Below are 16,045 nucleotides of genomic sequence, written 5' to 3'. Positions count from 1 at the left end.
GGAACCACGCCTTCCCGCTGCCGGCCGCCGCTGCTGGCGAGCATCGTGACAAGTCGATCACTGGACCAGGAAATCGACGATGTCCCAACCTGCCTTGCATCCCAAGTTGCTTCACCCCGCCGAAGATTTCATCGCGCAAAGCTTGCCGGCCTGGCTGAAGTCGGCCAAGCCAAAGCAGCTTGCCAGGCTGCAGCTACGTTTCAACGCCTATCTCGCGAGCCAGCGGCAGATGGCAGGGTTCGCCGATCGCCTGCAGCCTCTGGACCGGTTTGCCAAGCAGCTCTTCGAGCGGGCCTTGCGCCAGGACCGCCAGCTGCAACTGCAGGTAGACCTGGACAACCTGGTGTGGCGCGAAACACGCGCACGGCTTGATCTGAGGGCCGGGTTGATCCCAGATTACCAACCGTACTTCGTGCGCATGCCAGCCTTGCAAAAGCTGTTGCAGAATTTCAAGGCCAACGAGTCCTTCTTCCTCGGCACCGCCTTGACCCTTTCGGCAGCCCGTCAGGCCGAGCAGGTGGTTAGCGAGGACATCGAGCGGATTGTCAGCCTGTGCCGCGAAGTGGATGTCGGCAGCGCTTATCAACGGCATCTGGCGCAGGTATTGACCCCTGACTTTGCAAAGGCCCTGACCACCGACCGGCGCCTGGAACTGGCCGTGGCGGTCGAGATCGCAGCCATCAAGCAGCAGCTGGATGCGGAAGACCTGCTGATGCTGCGTATCGCATGCAAGGATGAACCAGCCGTGATCAAGGGGCCGCTGCAACTGGAGATCGGGGCGCTGCAAGTGCTTGGCTGTCGGGTGGATGGCGCGCTGGCTGTTGCATTGATCGAGCACTCACGCCACCAACCCACGTTTCCCTTCGGGGTACCTGGGCGCTTGGAAAGAGTGATCCTGTACAGCCCTGACGATCAGGCGCAACCCCTGCGCGCATTCGCCAACTGGGATGAGGCGAACCGCGTCCTGGCCACGGCGATGGGCAACCAGGACTACCGACAGGCATTTGTGCGGCGCATTGCCTTGGCTGATCGCGCCACTTTTGAGCAGGCCCTGGCCACCCGCTTGCGGGATGCACAGCCTGATCTGGAGCCCTGCAGGGTGCTGGAAGCGGGGGGCGGGTTTGCGTCGACGGCCGCCTGGCATATGCAGCGAATCAAGGCCGATGCACGTTTCCTTGCAGTGCCCACCGCTCAGGCCGATGCCGCAGCTTCGGAGCAGCGCCTGCACGAGCTCCAGGGTGCCGGCCTGGTATTGCTCAACCTGGCGGGCCTGTTCGTGCCGGTCATCGGGGCTTTGCTGCTGACGGACCTGGCCAGGCAACTGTTGACCGAGACTTACGAGGGCGTGCGTGACTGGCAGTTGGGTCATCAGCATGAAGCCTTGACGCATCTGCTTCAGGTGGCCTTCAGCGTGGCAACCACCGGTGCGGTGGTCGTCGGTGCCCAGCTGGTCCGCAGCGCATTCGTCGAAACCCTGGAGCCGGTCATCACCGAAGATGGTCGGCAACGGCTGTGGCGCAATGAGCTGGCGCCTTACCAGGACACTACGCCACCCGAACAGCTGACGGCGCTCGACAACGGCTTGCTCGCCGAGGGTGAGCGCCATTGGTGGCGATTGAACGGTGCCTTGTATCGAGTAAGGCAAACCGCCAATGGCGTCTGGCGCTTGCTGCATGCCGAAGGTGACGAGGCGTTCGGGCCGGTGCTGGAACGCTGCTCTGCGCGTGGCTGGCGGCTGGCTTATGAGCGGCCATTGGAATGGCAGGGTGCCGCGCTGTTGCTCGGGCGGCTTTGGCCGGCGGCGGCTGCGATGGATGCTGTGCGGGTGGAGCAGGTGCTGAAGGTTGCGGATGTCGACGAGGCCTATCTGCGCGGCCTGCTGGTGGAACGGCGAGGCTTGCCGGTGCAGCTGCGCGACACCTTGCAGCGCTTTGCCGTGGACGCGCGCGCGCAAGCCTTTTTCAGCCGGCTGGAAGCGGGGGAGACCGATACCGATACCGAGCTGTGGCAATGGTGCATTGAACGCTTGCAACTGCGGGGTGAAAGCGTAGAGGAACAGGCGTTGTCGATCCGCGATGCGGCAATTGAGTTGCAGGAGGAGATACTCGAGCATTTCTCCAGGCTCCACCTGGCCGACGACCCGCTGCTGGGATTGATTCAGCGAGACTTCCCGACGCTGCCAGACGCCTATGCCCTGGATGTGCTGGAGCAGGCCACCGAGGCTGTGCGCAGGCGCATGCAGGCAGAGTCTCGCTTGCCGCTGGCGTTGGCCGAACAGGCGCGGGTGGCCCTGCAGTTGGCGCGCCTGACCCGCATGCGCGAAGCGTTGTACCTGCAAGGCAGTTACCGGCCGGAAGTGGTGGCGCTGTGCTTTGCCCTGCTGCGTCGGCATGGTCCCGGTGCTGCCAGGTTCAACCTGCTATTGCGCCGTGACCCGTATGCCGGAGCGGCGATGGAACGGCTGTTCGCCGAGACCGATCTTGAGCAGGCAGTGGTGCTGGTCAGGCGCAAGGGGCAGTTCCAGCTCTACAACGGCAGAGGCTTGCCGGATGAGCGCGAGGTGGCCGCGCCCCAGGGGCTGTTCGAAGTGCTGGCCGCTTGCCTGCCCGTGGAGTACCGGGTTCGACAGGGGTGGGAGGGCGCTGATGCACCGGCCAGGATCCGCAAGCAGGTCCAGGCCTGGCTACCCGGTGACCGGCAGGCTTTGCTGCGCCTGCTCGGTTGGCGGGAGGCAAGGCCCATGGCATCGCCCATGCAGCGTTTGGCCGATGGCCGAATGGGCTATCCACTGGGTGGCTGCCAGTCGTGCATCGGCTCGCCGCAGCGTGTGGTGCGGCAGCGGGTGCGCGCCTTGTATCCTGGTATCGGTGATGTCGGCGTCGAACGCTATGTCCAGAGTCTGGTGGAAATGCGTGGTGGCCTGTTCGAGAATTTGCTGCGTGTCGAGCAGCAATACCGCCGCCTGGATGACAGCTTGCTGGCTTGGGTTGGAGAGGCGGCGGGCACCGCTAGCAGCGCACGCCGACGAGTTGCAGATTCGTTGCGGCGTGCCTGGCAGATGCGTAGCGACCGCTCTGCCGGGGCTATCAGCAATGATGCGATGCTCGGCCTGAGCATCGTGGCCGTGCCGGTGGGCAGCCTGCCGGTGTTGCCGGTCGGGACGGACTTCTCGCACGTGTCGGAGTTGACCCTGTCAGCGCTCGGTCTGGACGCCATCCCGTCGGGTTTCCTCGCCTGCTTTCCTCATCTGCTGTGCCTGGACCTGAGCGACAATGCCTTGCGCGCGCTGCCTGAGGGGCTGGAGCGGCTGACCGCCTTGCGCCAGTTGCTGATGCCGCGCAATCGTATTCGTATATCGGAGCCGCAGGCCAATGTGCTGACTGGCCTGACGCTCTTGCGTTCACTGGACCTGAGTGACAATGAACTCGGCGACATCAGGCTCCACTTCGACCAGTTGCCCAGCCTGCGGATTCTGCGCTTGAACCGCGCACAGATGACGGCGTTGCCCACGGGCCTGGAATGGTGTGCTCTGCTGGTGTTCGCCGACCTTCGCAACAACCAGATAGCCGAGTTGCCGGCAGCCTTGTTCCGGGCCCCGTTGCAGTTGCGCCGTGCCATGCATCTGGAGGGCAATGCGCTGCCAGTGCAGGATCTCGACCGCCTGTATGGCACCGAACGCTTGCTGACCACGCCCCGCCCGCAACGGCACGGCTCGGCCCGGGAAGAATGGCTGCAGACCCTGGACCCAGCGGCGCGCCAGGAGCAGGAAGGGAAATGGGATGCACTGAATGCCGAGCCTGGCAGCTTGGCGTTCTTCGAGTTGCTTCGGCAACTGACGGCCACGGCCGAATTCAGCAAGGCGCCGGACGAACTCAGGTTCAGGGTATGGGCGATGCTGGATGCGGCTCATGCCGATACCGCCACGCGCAGGGCGCTGTTTGACCTGGCAGCGGAACCTACCACCTGCGTGGACAGCGTCTCCTCTTTGTTCAGCCGCCTTGAGGTGCGCATGCATGTCGAGCAAGCCACCCGTGGGGGCGACCCGATCTCGACACGCGCGGCACGCCTGCAGTTGGCCAAGCGGCTGTTTCGCGTGCACTGGATAGAGAAAATCGCCCGACGCGAAATCGACGCTCGCTACCAGGATGGACGCTGGGGGCGGGGGAACCACGATGAAGAGGAGATAGAGGTCAATCTTGCCTACCTCAGCGGCTTGGCCGAGCGTCTGGACCTGTTGGGCCAACCTCGCCATATGCAATTTCGCAGGTTGGCCAACGTGTCGCAGCTGCAACTGGAGGAGGCCTGCAAGGAAGTGCTGGAGGTGGAGGCGGGCGAGCAACGCATCGTGTTCATCAGTGAGCGTGATTTCTGGTTGCCGGTACTGCGGGCAGAGCATCCGGACGCCTTCGAAGACCTGGAAACGCAATTCACCCTTCGGCTGGAGGCATTGGATGAGCAAAGGGAAACCTTGACCAGTGACGAGTACTGGAACATGAGCAATGCCCTGCGCGATGAGCGCGAGCATGCCCTGGCCAGGCTCGCCCAGCGCCTCACGCGCGAAGCGATCATGGCGCCAGAGGCCCAGTGACGGTGCCTCACGGGCGGCATGGGCGTGCCGCCCCGCTTCTACTGCAGGGGTTCCCTCTGCGCAAGCACCGGCAAGTTGCACACCATGCGTGGCTCTCCACAGCCGTCCAGAGACCTGCCATGACCCATGAACCACACGCACGACAGCCTGCTTCTGCGTCTTCCAGCCACTTGCACGACGGTTTCATCGGTGACCGGTTGCCTGCCTGGCTCAAACAAGCCTCGCAGAGCCAGATCCGCACTTTGCGCCAAAGCCTGGAAGCCCATCATGCCACCCAGGCCCGGTTGCGCGGGATCACCCTGGCGCTGCCGTCACCACAGCAGTTCGCCGAACGGCAATTCGCCAGTTTGTTGCGCGAGCCGCTGCCAGGCGGCGTAGCGTTCTGGCAGTTGGAGTGGCTGGAGGTTTCTCATCGTTTTTCGTCTACGTTCGGCGCTGAGCCGCAGTTTCCCACTTATGGGCAACGGCGCGAAAACGGCTTGCTGCGCCTGATGCGCAACTTTGCCGCCGGCAACGATTTCTACCTGGGAACCGGGTTGGTCGCGCCGGGGCAGGAACGGGTACTTTCGCAGGGCGCCGATGAACTGGTCGAGGCTTGCCGCAAGCTGGATGCCGGGCGCCTTTATCAGCAGGAGCTGGAGCGCACATTCGATTCCGCGGCGCAGCGTGTCTTGTGTGAAGACAAGCGCTCCGGGCTGCGCCTGGCCGTGCAGGTTGCCGCGCTGAAAGGCGAGATTACCGAGCCGGTCAAGGAGGCATTGCAAGCGCTGGTGGATAAACCCGCGGGCGGGCAATCCGCTAGCCTCACTGGCCATCCGGGCCTGCTCGAAGCCCTCGGTTGCGCAGTGGCGGATGGTGTGTGGATTCAACTGCGCGACAAGCATGGGCAAACGCAGGGCGGTGTGCTCTACCTGCCCAGCGACCCGGTACAGGCGTTGCGACACTTCGACAGCCATGCCTCGATCAACAGCGCGCTGGTGGCCGAGCTGCGCCATGAACCCTATCGTCAGGCGTTCAGCCAGTTGATCGGCCTGGATCAGCGTGCCGGGTTCATGCACAAGCTGCAAGCTCGCCTGGAGGATGACCAGCCGGACCTGGAGCTTGATGGCAGCGTGCCGCAGCATGACATTTTCCAGGCGCTGGCTGCACAGCAGACAAACCGGGTGAAGCAGGATGGCCGCCAGTTGCTGGTGCCGACCGCCGATGCTGATGAAGCCGAGGCGCGTGAACGGCATGAGGCGTGGAAGGCAGCCGGGCTCGATGTGGTCAACCTCGCGGGCCTGTTCCTTCCGGTGGTGGGCGGCTTGCTGCTTGGACAACTGGTGGCCCAGACCCTCTCGGAGGTTTTCGAGGGCGCGCAGGACTGGTCGCGCGGCCATCAGCACGAAGCGCTGGAGCACATGCTGGGCGTTGCCGAGATACTGGCGGGCACCGCCGCGACGGTGGCGGGCGTCACCTTCGTGCGCAGCGCGTTCGTCGCGGCGCTGGAGCCGGTAAGGCTCGCCAATGGGGCGGGGCGCCTGTGGTCCGGTGACCTGGCGGTCTTTGCCTCGACACCTGGAACGATCACCTTGGGCGCGGACGGTGCCTATGCTGATGGCGAGCGCCGCTGGATAAAGGCCGACGGAGTGTTCTACGAGGTTCACCGGCCTGACCCCGATGGCCCCTGGCGTCTACGCCACCCCGGTCGCGAAGAGGCGTATGGCCCGGTCGTGCTGCACAATGGCGAACGCGGCTGGCGCCTGATGCACGATGAGCCGCAGCGCTGGCGCGACCCTGCGAAAATGCTCGATACCCTTTGGCCGCGCAATCAACCTTTCGATAGCCGGCAGGCGCAGCAGATCTTGCGCATGGCCGGCATCGATGAGGACGAGCTGCGTGGCCTGCTGGTGGAAAACCGGCGAGCCCCCGCGACCTTGCGGGAAACCCTCAGGGCGTTCGACGCCGATGCTCGGATCGACACGTTCTTTCGCCATCTGGAACGCGACACTGTCTCCGAGCAGGACATGCAGCTGCTGGCCTGGTGCGAGGCCAGCCCGGGGAGCAAAAAAGGGCGTGCCGCAGTGCTTGCGGACCGGTCGAGGTCAAGCGACCTGTTGTTCGCTCGGCTGACACGCCTACCAGAATCGACGGAGCCTTTGCTCAAGCCGCTGATGACGCTGGGGCTGCCTGAGCCCTACGCGCGCGATCTGGCCGACGGAGCAAGCCACGAGGCCCGCCAGCAGTTCGTCAGCGGTGGCAAGTTACCGCAACGCTTGGCCATCCAGGCCAGGTCGTTGTGCTCGCTGGCGAAGGTGAGCAGGGCGTTGGCGGGGTTATATCTGCCAAGCGCATATGGCAATGAAACGGGCATGCTGGTGTTGGCATTGCTGAATGTCGAGGCCATTGATGCGTTTAGCCTGGCGCTGAGCAATGCCGCTGCGGATGCCGTGGCGTTGAAGCGCATCGGTCCAGTTGGCGACGTGGTCGACCAGCGAGTGCTGGTGCGTGAACAAGGGATCTTTGCCCTGTATGACGGGCAAGGCCGAAGACTCGCGATGCAGCCGCCTGCTTCCTCGGACATCTTCCAGGCCGTGCTGGCCGCGTTGAAATCGCGCAATATGCTGGGCCGGTTGGGCCTGGCCGAGAACGTCAATGCCGAGCGCCTGCGCGAGAAGCTCATGGCGCACCTGGGCAGCCACGAGGAAATCGCCCGCATGCTGGGCTGGGCGTCGACGGAACGCTGGTACAACCCCGGGCAGCGCCTTGCCGATGGCCGCGTCGGCTATCTGCTCAGCGGGCGCGCGGCACTGCCCACTGCACCCAGGGAACAACTGCGGGCCGGCCTGAAGCGATTCTTCCCGGGCCTGGGCGATTCGCTGGAAACCCAGGTGGACCGCTGGCTGCTGCAGAATGTGCCAGTCGCCGATGTGCTCATGGCGCTGCAGGACGATTATGAGCAGTTGAACCGCGCGCTCAATGGCTGGGTGTCGGCTGCGCTGGGTGACGCAGCGCGGGCGCGGCGCCAGTTGTTCGCCGAACGATTGCTGCGAGCCTGGCAGGCGCTTGGCGACAATGTGGTGGTCGACAGCGACGGCCAGCGCCAGGGGCTGCGCCTGGTCCTGAATGATTTGCCAACGGACTCGCTGCCGGTGATGCCTGCGCCTATCGATTTCTATCACGTCACCACCCTGGTACTGAGCGAGACGACCATCGGGGTGGTGAACGAGGAGTTTCTGCGGGCATTTACCTACCTGCAGGAGCTGGACCTGAGTCACAACCAGCTGTTGCGCTGCCCGCGCGGGCTTGGCTACCTGATCAACCTGCGTCGGTTGCGCCTGGGGCATAACCGCATTCGCCTGGATGCCCATGCCATCGAAGCATTGAACGGGTTGCCGCTGCTCAGCCATCTCGACCTGAGTTACAACAGCCCGCTGGGAGTGTATGAAATGCGCTTCCACCACCTGCCCCATCTGATCGAGCTGAATTTGCGCCGCTGCGGGCTCAGCGAGTGGCCCAGAGGGCTCGAGCTGTGTGGCTTCCTGCAACGAGCCGACCTGCGTGACAATTTCCTGCGGGGTGTGCCTGACGGCGTGCTGGCCATGCCGCTGGAGTTTCGCCAGCGCATCCTGATCGATGGCAACCGCCTGACCATGGTCGATTTCGGCAAACTCTATGCCTTGGAGCCGCTCCTGGAGGGACCGCGGGAAGAGATCGGCCGAGCCTGGTGGGTCGGTTCCGACTCCGCCAGCCATGGGCGTGGCGAGCTTTGGGACCGGCTGAGCACGCGGGACGAAAATGCCCGCCTGTTCGATCTGCTGGAGTTTTTGCAGGGCCTGGCGAACTTCAGCTGGCCCAAGGCTTATCTGTTGCGCATGGGCTGGCAATGCCTGTCGATCATGGAGACAGACGTTGAATTCGCTCGCCAGGTGCAACTGGCGGCAGCCGCTGCGGTAAAGGATGACAATGGTGCCATCGACCTGTTCAGCCAACTGCTGCGTCTGCATGCCGAGCGTGACGCGGCAGGCGATGCTGCTCAATCCCGTGGCCCGAAGTTGCTGGCGTTGGGGCGCGCCTTGCAACGCCTGGACCGCCTTGACGAGTATGTCGAGGCCGAGCGGCAAAACCTTGAAGGTTTCGCCGAGCCTGGGGTACTGGCGACGTTGGCAATGCGCTACAGGGTGCGCTTGCGCACCAGGCTCAGGTTGCCGTTCCAGCCTGCCAGAATGCGCCTCAGGGCCTCCGCCGTGGGGTTGAGCGAACACCGGTTGCAGTCGGCGGAGGCGGCCGTGGAAAGGGCGAACACGCTCGTTAATCTAGTGGCCGACCTGTGCACGCGCGCATTCTGGCAGCGCTTTTTGCAACAGCATTTTGCCCAGCCACTCAATGACCTGGAGCAACTCGCCGCTGAGCAGCGGGCGGCCCTGGCGGTACGGCGCGATGAGTTGGGTGAAGCACAGTACCTGGATCAGGTACAGGCGCTGGATGCGCAGCTGCGGACCGATCGGCTGACGTTGCAGCTGCAGCTGACCCGGCACTACGTAATCAGCCTGGAGCGCGCACCGGGCTGACGGCCACCGGCCAAACCGGTCATCCAGTTTGACAACTTAGGCCATTGCCGCGACGCCAGCGCGGCGCGAACATCGTCGGACCGATGGTTCACTCCAAAAACAAGAAACCAGGAGTCCGACGATGCGCGATTACACCGAGGCCGCTCGTGCGTTCGACCATGGCCAGGCTGCTGCGGCGGCGCTGCATGGCAACCTCGAAGCCCTCAATGCCTGTGTCGAATGTTGCGACCGCCATGCCGGTGAGGGCAAGACCGCACTGGTCTGGGAAGACCGCGAGGGCAACAGCGCGCGGTTGAGCTTCGATCAGTTGCAGGCACTGGCTGCCCGTTTTGCCAATGTGCTCAAAGCGCAAGGCGTGGGTGCGGGTGACCGGGTCGCCGGCCTGATGCCGCGCACCCCTGAGCTGCTGGTCACCATCCTCGCCACCTGGCGCCTCGGGGCGGTGTACCAGCCGCTGTTCACCGCTTTCGGCCCCAAGGCCATCGGACACCGCCTGGAGCAGTCCCACGCCCGCGTGGTCGTCACCGACAGCCACAACCGCGCCAAGCTGGACGATGTGCACGCCTGCCCGACCATCATCACCGTCAATGCCCGCAGTGGCGAACTGGACTTCCAGCAGTGCCTGGACAATGCCGCAGGCAAATGCGAGCCGGTCATGCGCTCGGGCAACGACCCGTTCCTGCTGATGTTCACCTCCGGCACCACCGGCCCGGCGAAACCGCTGGAAGTGCCGCTGCGTGCCATCGTCGCGTTCCAGGGCTACATGCGCGATGCCATCGACCTGCGTCCCGAAGACCATTTCTGGAACCTGGCCGACCCGGGGTGGGCCTATGGCCTGTATTACGCGGTCACTGGCCCGCTGTCGCTGGGCCATGCCACCACCTTCTACGATGGCCCGTTCAGTGTTGAAAGCTGCGCGCGGGTGATCGACAAGCTGGGCATCACCAACCTGGCCGGCTCGCCCACAGCGTACCGCCTGCTGATTGCCGCCGGGGACGACTTCTCGGCACCGATCAAGGGTCGTCTGCGGGTGGTCAGCAGTGCCGGCGAACCGCTCAACCCGGAAGTGATCCGCTGGTTCGCCGACGAACTGGGTGTGACCATCCATGACCACTACGGGCAGACCGAACTGGGTATGGTGCTGTGCAACCACCATGGCCTGCAGCACCCGGTACACCTCGGCTCGGCCGGCTTTGCCATCCCCGGCCACCGCATCGTGGTGCTGGACCAGCAGGGCAACGAACTGCCAGCCGGCCAGCCGGGCATCCTCGCGGTCGACCGCGAGCAGTCGCCACTGTGCTGGTTCGCCGGCTATCACGGCCTGCCGACCAAAGCCTTCGTCGGCAAGTACTACCTCAGCGGCGATACCGTCGAGCTGAACCAGGACGGCAGCATCAGCTTCGTCGGCCGCAGCGACGATGTGATCACGACCTCCGGCTACCGGGTTGGCCCGTTCGACGTGGAGAGCGCGCTGATCGAGCACCCGGCGGTGATCGAAGCGGCGGTGATTGGCAAACCGGACCCGGAGCGCACCGAGCTGATCAAGGCCTTCGTGGTATTGGCCAGTGGTTACCAAGGCAGCGCCGAGCTTGAAGAGGCCTTGCGCCAGCACGTGCGCCAGCGCCTGTACGCCCATGCTTACCCACGGGAAATCGAATTCGTCAGCGAGCTGCCCAAGACCCCGAGCGGCAAGCTGCAACGCTTCATCCTGCGCAATCAGGAAGTCGCCAAACAACAAGCGCAACAGGCCACCCCTGCCAGCGCCTGAAAGGAAACCGAACATGCAAATAGCCAACAAACACTTCATCGTCAGCGGCGCCGCCTCCGGGCTGGGTGCCGCCACCGCGCAGATGCTGGTCGAGGCCGGCGCCAAAGTCATGCTGGTCGACCTCAATGCCCAGGCCGTCGAGGCCAAGGCCCGCGAACTGGGTGACAATGCCCGCTTCGCGGTGGCCGACATCAGCGACGAGCCGGCCGCCCAGGCGGCGGTCGATGCAGCTGTCAGCGCCTTTGGCAGCCTGCACGGCCTGGTCAACTGCGCCGGCATCGTCGGTGCCGAGAAAGTGTTGGGCAAACAGGGCCCGCATGGTCTGGCCAGTTTCGCCAAGGTCATCAACGTCAATCTGATCGGCAGCTTCAACCTGTTGCGCCTGGCCGCTGCGGCCATGGCCGAAGGGGCAGCCGATGAGCACGGCGAGCGCGGCGTGATCATCAACACCGCCTCGATCGCAGCCTATGACGGCCAGATCGGCCAGGCCGCCTATGCGGCCTCCAAGGGCGCCATCGCCAGCCTGACCTTGCCGGCTGCCCGCGAACTGGCGCGCTTCGGCATCCGGGTGATGACCATCGCCCCTGGCATCTTCGAAACGCCGATGATGGCCGGCATGAGCGAGGAAGTGCGTGCCTCGCTGGCGGCCGGCGTGCCGTTCCCGCCACGTCTGGGCCGCCCGCAGGAATATGCCGCGCTGGCCCGTCACATCATCGAGAACAGCATGCTCAACGGCGAGGTGATCCGCCTCGACGGTGCACTGCGCATGGCTGCCAAGTAAGGAGAACGAACATGACCCTCGCCAACGACCCGATCGTAATCGTCAGCGCTGTGCGCACGCCCATGGGCGGCCTGCAGGGCGACCTCAAGAGCCTGACTGCACCGCAACTGGGCAGCGCGGCCATCCGTGGCGCCGTGGAGCGCGCCGGTATCGATGCTGCCAGTGTCGAACAGGTGCTGTTCGGCTGCGTGCTGCCGGCTGGCCAGGGCCAGGCGCCGGCCCGCCAGGCTGCGCTGGGGGCCGGGCTGGACAAGCACACCACCTGCACCACCCTGAACAAGATGTGCGGTTCGGGCATGCAGGCAGCGATCATGGCCCATGACCTGCTGCTGGCCGGCACCGCCGATGTGGTAGTGGCCGGAGGCATGGAAAGCATGACCAACGCCCCCTACCTGCTGGACAAGGCCCGTGGCGGTTACCGCATGGGCCACGGCCGGATCATCGACCATATGTTCATGGACGGCCTGGAAGACGCCTACGACAAGGGCCGGCTGATGGGCACCTTCGCCGAAGACTGCGCCCAGGCCAATGCCTTCAGCCGAGAGGCTCAGGACCAGTTCGCCATTGCCTCGCTGACCCGTGCCCAGGCGGCGATCAGCAACGGCCGTTTCGCCGCCGAGATCGTCCCGGTGGAAGTCACCGAGGGCAAGGAAAAACGCGTCATCAAGGATGACGAACAGCCGCCCAAGGCGCGCCTGGACAAGATCCCGCAGCTCAAGCCGGCCTTCCGCGAAGGTGGCACGGTGACCGCCGCCAACTCCAGTTCGATTTCCGACGGTGCCGCGGCGCTGGTGCTGATGCGCCGCTCCGAAGCCGACAAGCGCGGCCTCAAGCCGCTGGCGGTGATCCACGGCCACGCCGCCTTCGCCGACACCCCGGCGCTGTTCCCGACCGCGCCGATCGGCGCCATCGACAAACTGATGAAGCGCACCGGCTGGAGCCTGGCCGAGGTTGACCTGTTCGAGATCAACGAGGCCTTCGCCGTGGTGACCCTGGCGGCCATGAAGCACCTTGACCTGCCACATGACAAGGTCAACATCCATGGCGGTGCGTGCGCCCTCGGCCATCCGATCGGCGCTTCCGGCGCACGCATCCTGGTGACCCTGCTGTCGGCCCTGCGCCAGAACAACCTGCGCCGTGGCGTGGCGGCCATCTGCATCGGCGGTGGCGAAGCCACGGCCATGGCTGTCGAATGCCTGTACTGAGGTGAAGCATGCTGGTAACTGACGAGCAACAACAGATCGCCGACGCGGTGCGCGCCTTTGCCCAGGAGCGCCTGAAGCCGTTTGCCGAGCAATGGGACAAGGAACACCGCTTCCCCAGGGAGGCCATCGCGGAGATGGCCGAGCTGGGGCTGTTCGGCATGCTGGTGCCGGAGCAGTGGGGGGGCAGCGACACCGGCTATATGGCCTATGCCATGGCCCTTGAGGAAATCGCCGCCGGTGATGGCGCCTGCTCGACGATCATGAGCGTGCACAACTCGGTGGGCTGCGTGCCGATCCTGCGCTTTGGCAGCGAGCAGCAGAAAGCCCAGTTCCTTGCCCCTCTGGCCAGCGGCGCGATGCTTGGTGCCTTCGCCCTGACCGAACCGCAGGCTGGCTCCGATGCCAGCAGCCTGAAGTCCCGTGCACGCCTGGATGGCGACCACTATGTACTCAACGGCAGCAAGCAGTTCATCACCTCTGGCCAGAACGCCGGGGTGGTGATCGTGTTCGCTGTCACCGACCCGGACGCCGGCAAGCGCGGTATCAGCGCCTTCATCGTGCCCACCGATTCGCCTGGTTACCAGGTGGCGCGGGTCGAGGACAAGCTCGGTCAGCACGCTTCCGACACCTGCCAGATCGTTTTCGACAATGTGCGCGTGCCCGTGGCCAACCGCCTGGGCGCCGAGGGTGAGGGCTACAAGATTGCCCTGGCCAACCTCGAAGGCGGCCGTATCGGCATTGCCGCGCAAGCGGTGGGCATGGCCCGCGCGGCGTTCGAAGTGGCGCGCGACTATGCCAACGAGCGGCAGAGTTTCGGCAAGGCGTTGATCGAACATCAGGCCGTGGCGTTCCGCCTGGCCGACATGGCAACGAAAATTGCCGTGGCTCGGCAGATGGTGCTGCACGCCGCAGCGCTGCGCGATGCCGGGCGCCCAGCGCTGGTGGAAGCCTCGATGGCCAAGCTGTTTGCCTCGGAAATGGCCGAAAAGGTCTGTTCGGATGCCTTGCAGACCCTGGGCGGTTATGGCTATCTGAGCGACTTCCCGCTGGAGCGTATCTACCGCGACGTTCGGGTTTGCCAGATCTACGAAGGCACCAGCGATATTCAGCGCATGGTCATTGCGCGCAATCTTTGAAGGAGCAGACTGCATGGCATTCGAAACCATCCTGTTGGACATCCACGGCAAGGTCGGCCTGATCACCCTCAACCGCCCGCAGGCGCTGAACGCGCTGAACGCGCAGATCGTCGGCGAGATCAACCAGGCCCTGGACCAGCTTGAGCGTGACCCGAACATTGGCTGCGTGGTGCTGACCGGTTCCGCCAAGGCCTTCGCCGCTGGTGCCGACATCAAGGAAATGGCCGAGCTGCAATACCCGCAAATCTACGTCGACGACCTGTTCAGCGATGCCGACCGTATTGCCAACCGGCGCAAGCCGATCATCGCTGCGGTGTCCGGCTTTGCCCTGGGTGGAGGCTGCGAGCTGGCGATGATGTGTGACTTCATCCTGGCGGCGGACAACGCCAAGTTCGGCCAGCCGGAAATCAACCTCGGCGTGCTGCCGGGCATGGGCGGCACCCAGCGGCTGACCCGTGCGGTAGGCAAGGCCAAGGCCATGGAACTGTGCTTGACCGGCCGGCTGATGGGCGCTGAAGAAGCCGAGCGGGCTGGCTTGGTGGCGCGTATCGTGCCGCAGGCGGAGCTGGTGGAAGAGGCGCTGAAGGTGGCGGCGACCATTGCCGGCAAGTCGATTCCGGTGAGCATGATGGTGAAGGAGAGCGTCAACCGGGCGTTCGAAGTGACCCTCAGCGAAGGCGTGCGCTTTGAGCGGCGGGTGTTCCATGCGGCATTTGCTACCGAAGACCAGAAAGAGGGTATGGCTGCGTTCATTGGCAAGCGTGAGGCGCAGTTCAAGGATCGTTGAGTCTTTGAGGCGCATGCCTTGAGAGGTTCCTCGCCTGTGAGATCGAGCGCCGCCCGCGCGGCGCTCGATCTCACAGGCACTGCAAATGTCGTGGCAAGCACCTGGCAGCCCGAACCAATCCCTCGCATGTTTCCCCAGGCTACCCCCCAGCACTCTGCCTAGCACCGACCAGCGGATTCTGCACAATGGAAGCAAATTCCCACCCGATTGCAGTTGCTCCACGCGACGCGGCGCCTTAGACTTCCGCCCCCTGTAAAAGAGTGCCGGTTGGCGCTTGAAGAATTCCGCCACCGATGCCAAGGCGTCGGCAGCATATGAATCGCCCAAATGCACATTTTTTCATAGAGAAATCGATGACCAAGGAACAGTTGCTGGCCATGTCGGCCGATGACTACATGAACGCTGACCAGCTGGCTTTCTTCGCTGGCCTGCTGCAGGCGATGAAAGTCGAAACCCATGAACGCATCGAGCTGAGCCGTGCCACCATCGAAGGCCTGGACACCCCGTCGGACCCTGCCGACGTGGCTTCGGTCGAAGAGGAGCGTAGCTGGCTGGTGAATGCCATCGACCGCGACCAGCGTCTGCTGCCCCAGCTGGAAATGGCCCTGGACCGTATTGCCGACGAAAGCTTCGGCTGGTGCGATGACAGCGGTGAGCCGATCGGCCTGAAGCGCCTGCTGATCAGCCCGACCACCAAGTACTGCATCGAAGCCCAGGAGCGCCACGAGCAGCTCGATCGCCACCAACGCCAGCTGTAACCCTGCGCGGTGTGCCAAGCCCCACGGAGCTATCCCTGGGGCTTTTTGCGTTTGTTTGCCGGCGGCGATTTTATTGCCTCGCGTGTAATACTGCTGTACCGGGATGCGCTGTTTCCGCGCGGTGAATGGGCGTATCATGGCTTTATCGTTAGGGTGCTAATTAAATTCCGGAGGGAATGATGAACAGCCGAGTCGATGTCGCCGTGATGATTGGCTCGGGTGTGCCGGCCACACTGCGAGCGTTGGGTAAACGCATTTGCTGGGTGGTGCTGGTCAATGGCGAGCGGCGTGGCACTGCCTTCGCCACGCGCGAGGAGGCGCTGGAGTGTCAGGGAGCCTGGTTGCAGCAGTTGAAGAAAGGCTTGGCCGCCTGAGCGCATTGATTGCGCAGGGCCTGGTAAAAAGGGGGTAGGCTGTTTTCAACGGCAAGAAATGCGCTTTGCCTCTCGACGGATTTCGGTGTTTTCGTGCA

9 protein-coding genes are annotated in these 16,045 nt (G+C 64.3%); all 9 read left to right on the top strand.

Annotated elements, in window-relative coordinates; translation table 11 throughout:
* The first annotated feature begins 79 nt into the window (after window positions 1-79).
* On the top strand, window positions 80-4,588 hold the full coding sequence (locus HU760_RS16425; protein WP_186678375.1) for an NEL-type E3 ubiquitin ligase domain-containing protein: 4,509 nt from the start codon (window positions 80-82) through the stop codon (window positions 4,586-4,588).
* A 119-nt stretch (window positions 4,589-4,707) separates the two neighbouring features.
* A complete protein-coding gene (locus HU760_RS16420) occupies window positions 4,708-9,138 on the top strand; it encodes a dermonecrotic toxin domain-containing protein (protein ID WP_186678372.1) in 4,431 nt (1,476 codons plus the stop codon).
* A gap of 121 nt (window positions 9,139-9,259) precedes the next feature.
* Window positions 9,260-10,906 (top strand): acyl-CoA synthetase, encoded by a 1,647-nt coding sequence (locus tag HU760_RS16415; RefSeq protein WP_186678369.1) that lies wholly within the window; start codon window positions 9,260-9,262, stop codon window positions 10,904-10,906.
* A gap of 13 nt (window positions 10,907-10,919) precedes the next feature.
* Window positions 10,920-11,687: an SDR family NAD(P)-dependent oxidoreductase gene (locus HU760_RS16410; protein ID WP_186678366.1), complete on the top strand. Its 768-nt coding sequence runs from the start codon at window positions 10,920-10,922 to the stop codon at window positions 11,685-11,687.
* An 11-nt stretch (window positions 11,688-11,698) separates the two neighbouring features.
* Complete coding sequence (locus tag HU760_RS16405; protein WP_186678352.1) at window positions 11,699-12,892, top strand: acetyl-CoA C-acyltransferase; 1,194 nt, start codon at window positions 11,699-11,701, stop codon at window positions 12,890-12,892.
* An 8-nt stretch (window positions 12,893-12,900) separates the two neighbouring features.
* Window positions 12,901-14,028 carry an acyl-CoA dehydrogenase gene (locus HU760_RS16400; protein ID WP_186678350.1) on the top strand — a complete coding sequence of 376 codons (1,128 nt, stop codon included), beginning with the start codon at window positions 12,901-12,903 and terminating at the stop codon, window positions 14,026-14,028.
* A 13-nt stretch (window positions 14,029-14,041) separates the two neighbouring features.
* A complete protein-coding gene (locus HU760_RS16395) occupies window positions 14,042-14,815 on the top strand; it encodes an enoyl-CoA hydratase (protein WP_186678334.1) in 774 nt (257 codons plus the stop codon).
* A gap of 353 nt (window positions 14,816-15,168) precedes the next feature.
* Entirely contained in the window at window positions 15,169-15,573 is a 405-nt protein-coding gene (locus tag HU760_RS16390) for a TraR/DksA family transcriptional regulator (RefSeq protein ID WP_186678331.1), read from the top strand.
* A 179-nt stretch (window positions 15,574-15,752) separates the two neighbouring features.
* A complete protein-coding gene (locus HU760_RS16385; protein WP_186678328.1) occupies window positions 15,753-15,947 on the top strand; it encodes a hypothetical protein in 195 nt (64 codons plus the stop codon).
* The last annotated feature ends 98 nt before the right edge of the window (window positions 15,948-16,045 follow it).

Source organism: Pseudomonas oryzicola (genome assembly GCF_014269185.2).
Classification (GTDB): Bacteria; Pseudomonadota; Gammaproteobacteria; order Pseudomonadales; family Pseudomonadaceae; genus Aquipseudomonas; species Aquipseudomonas oryzicola.
This window is presented reverse-complemented; position numbering and strand designations above follow the sequence as displayed.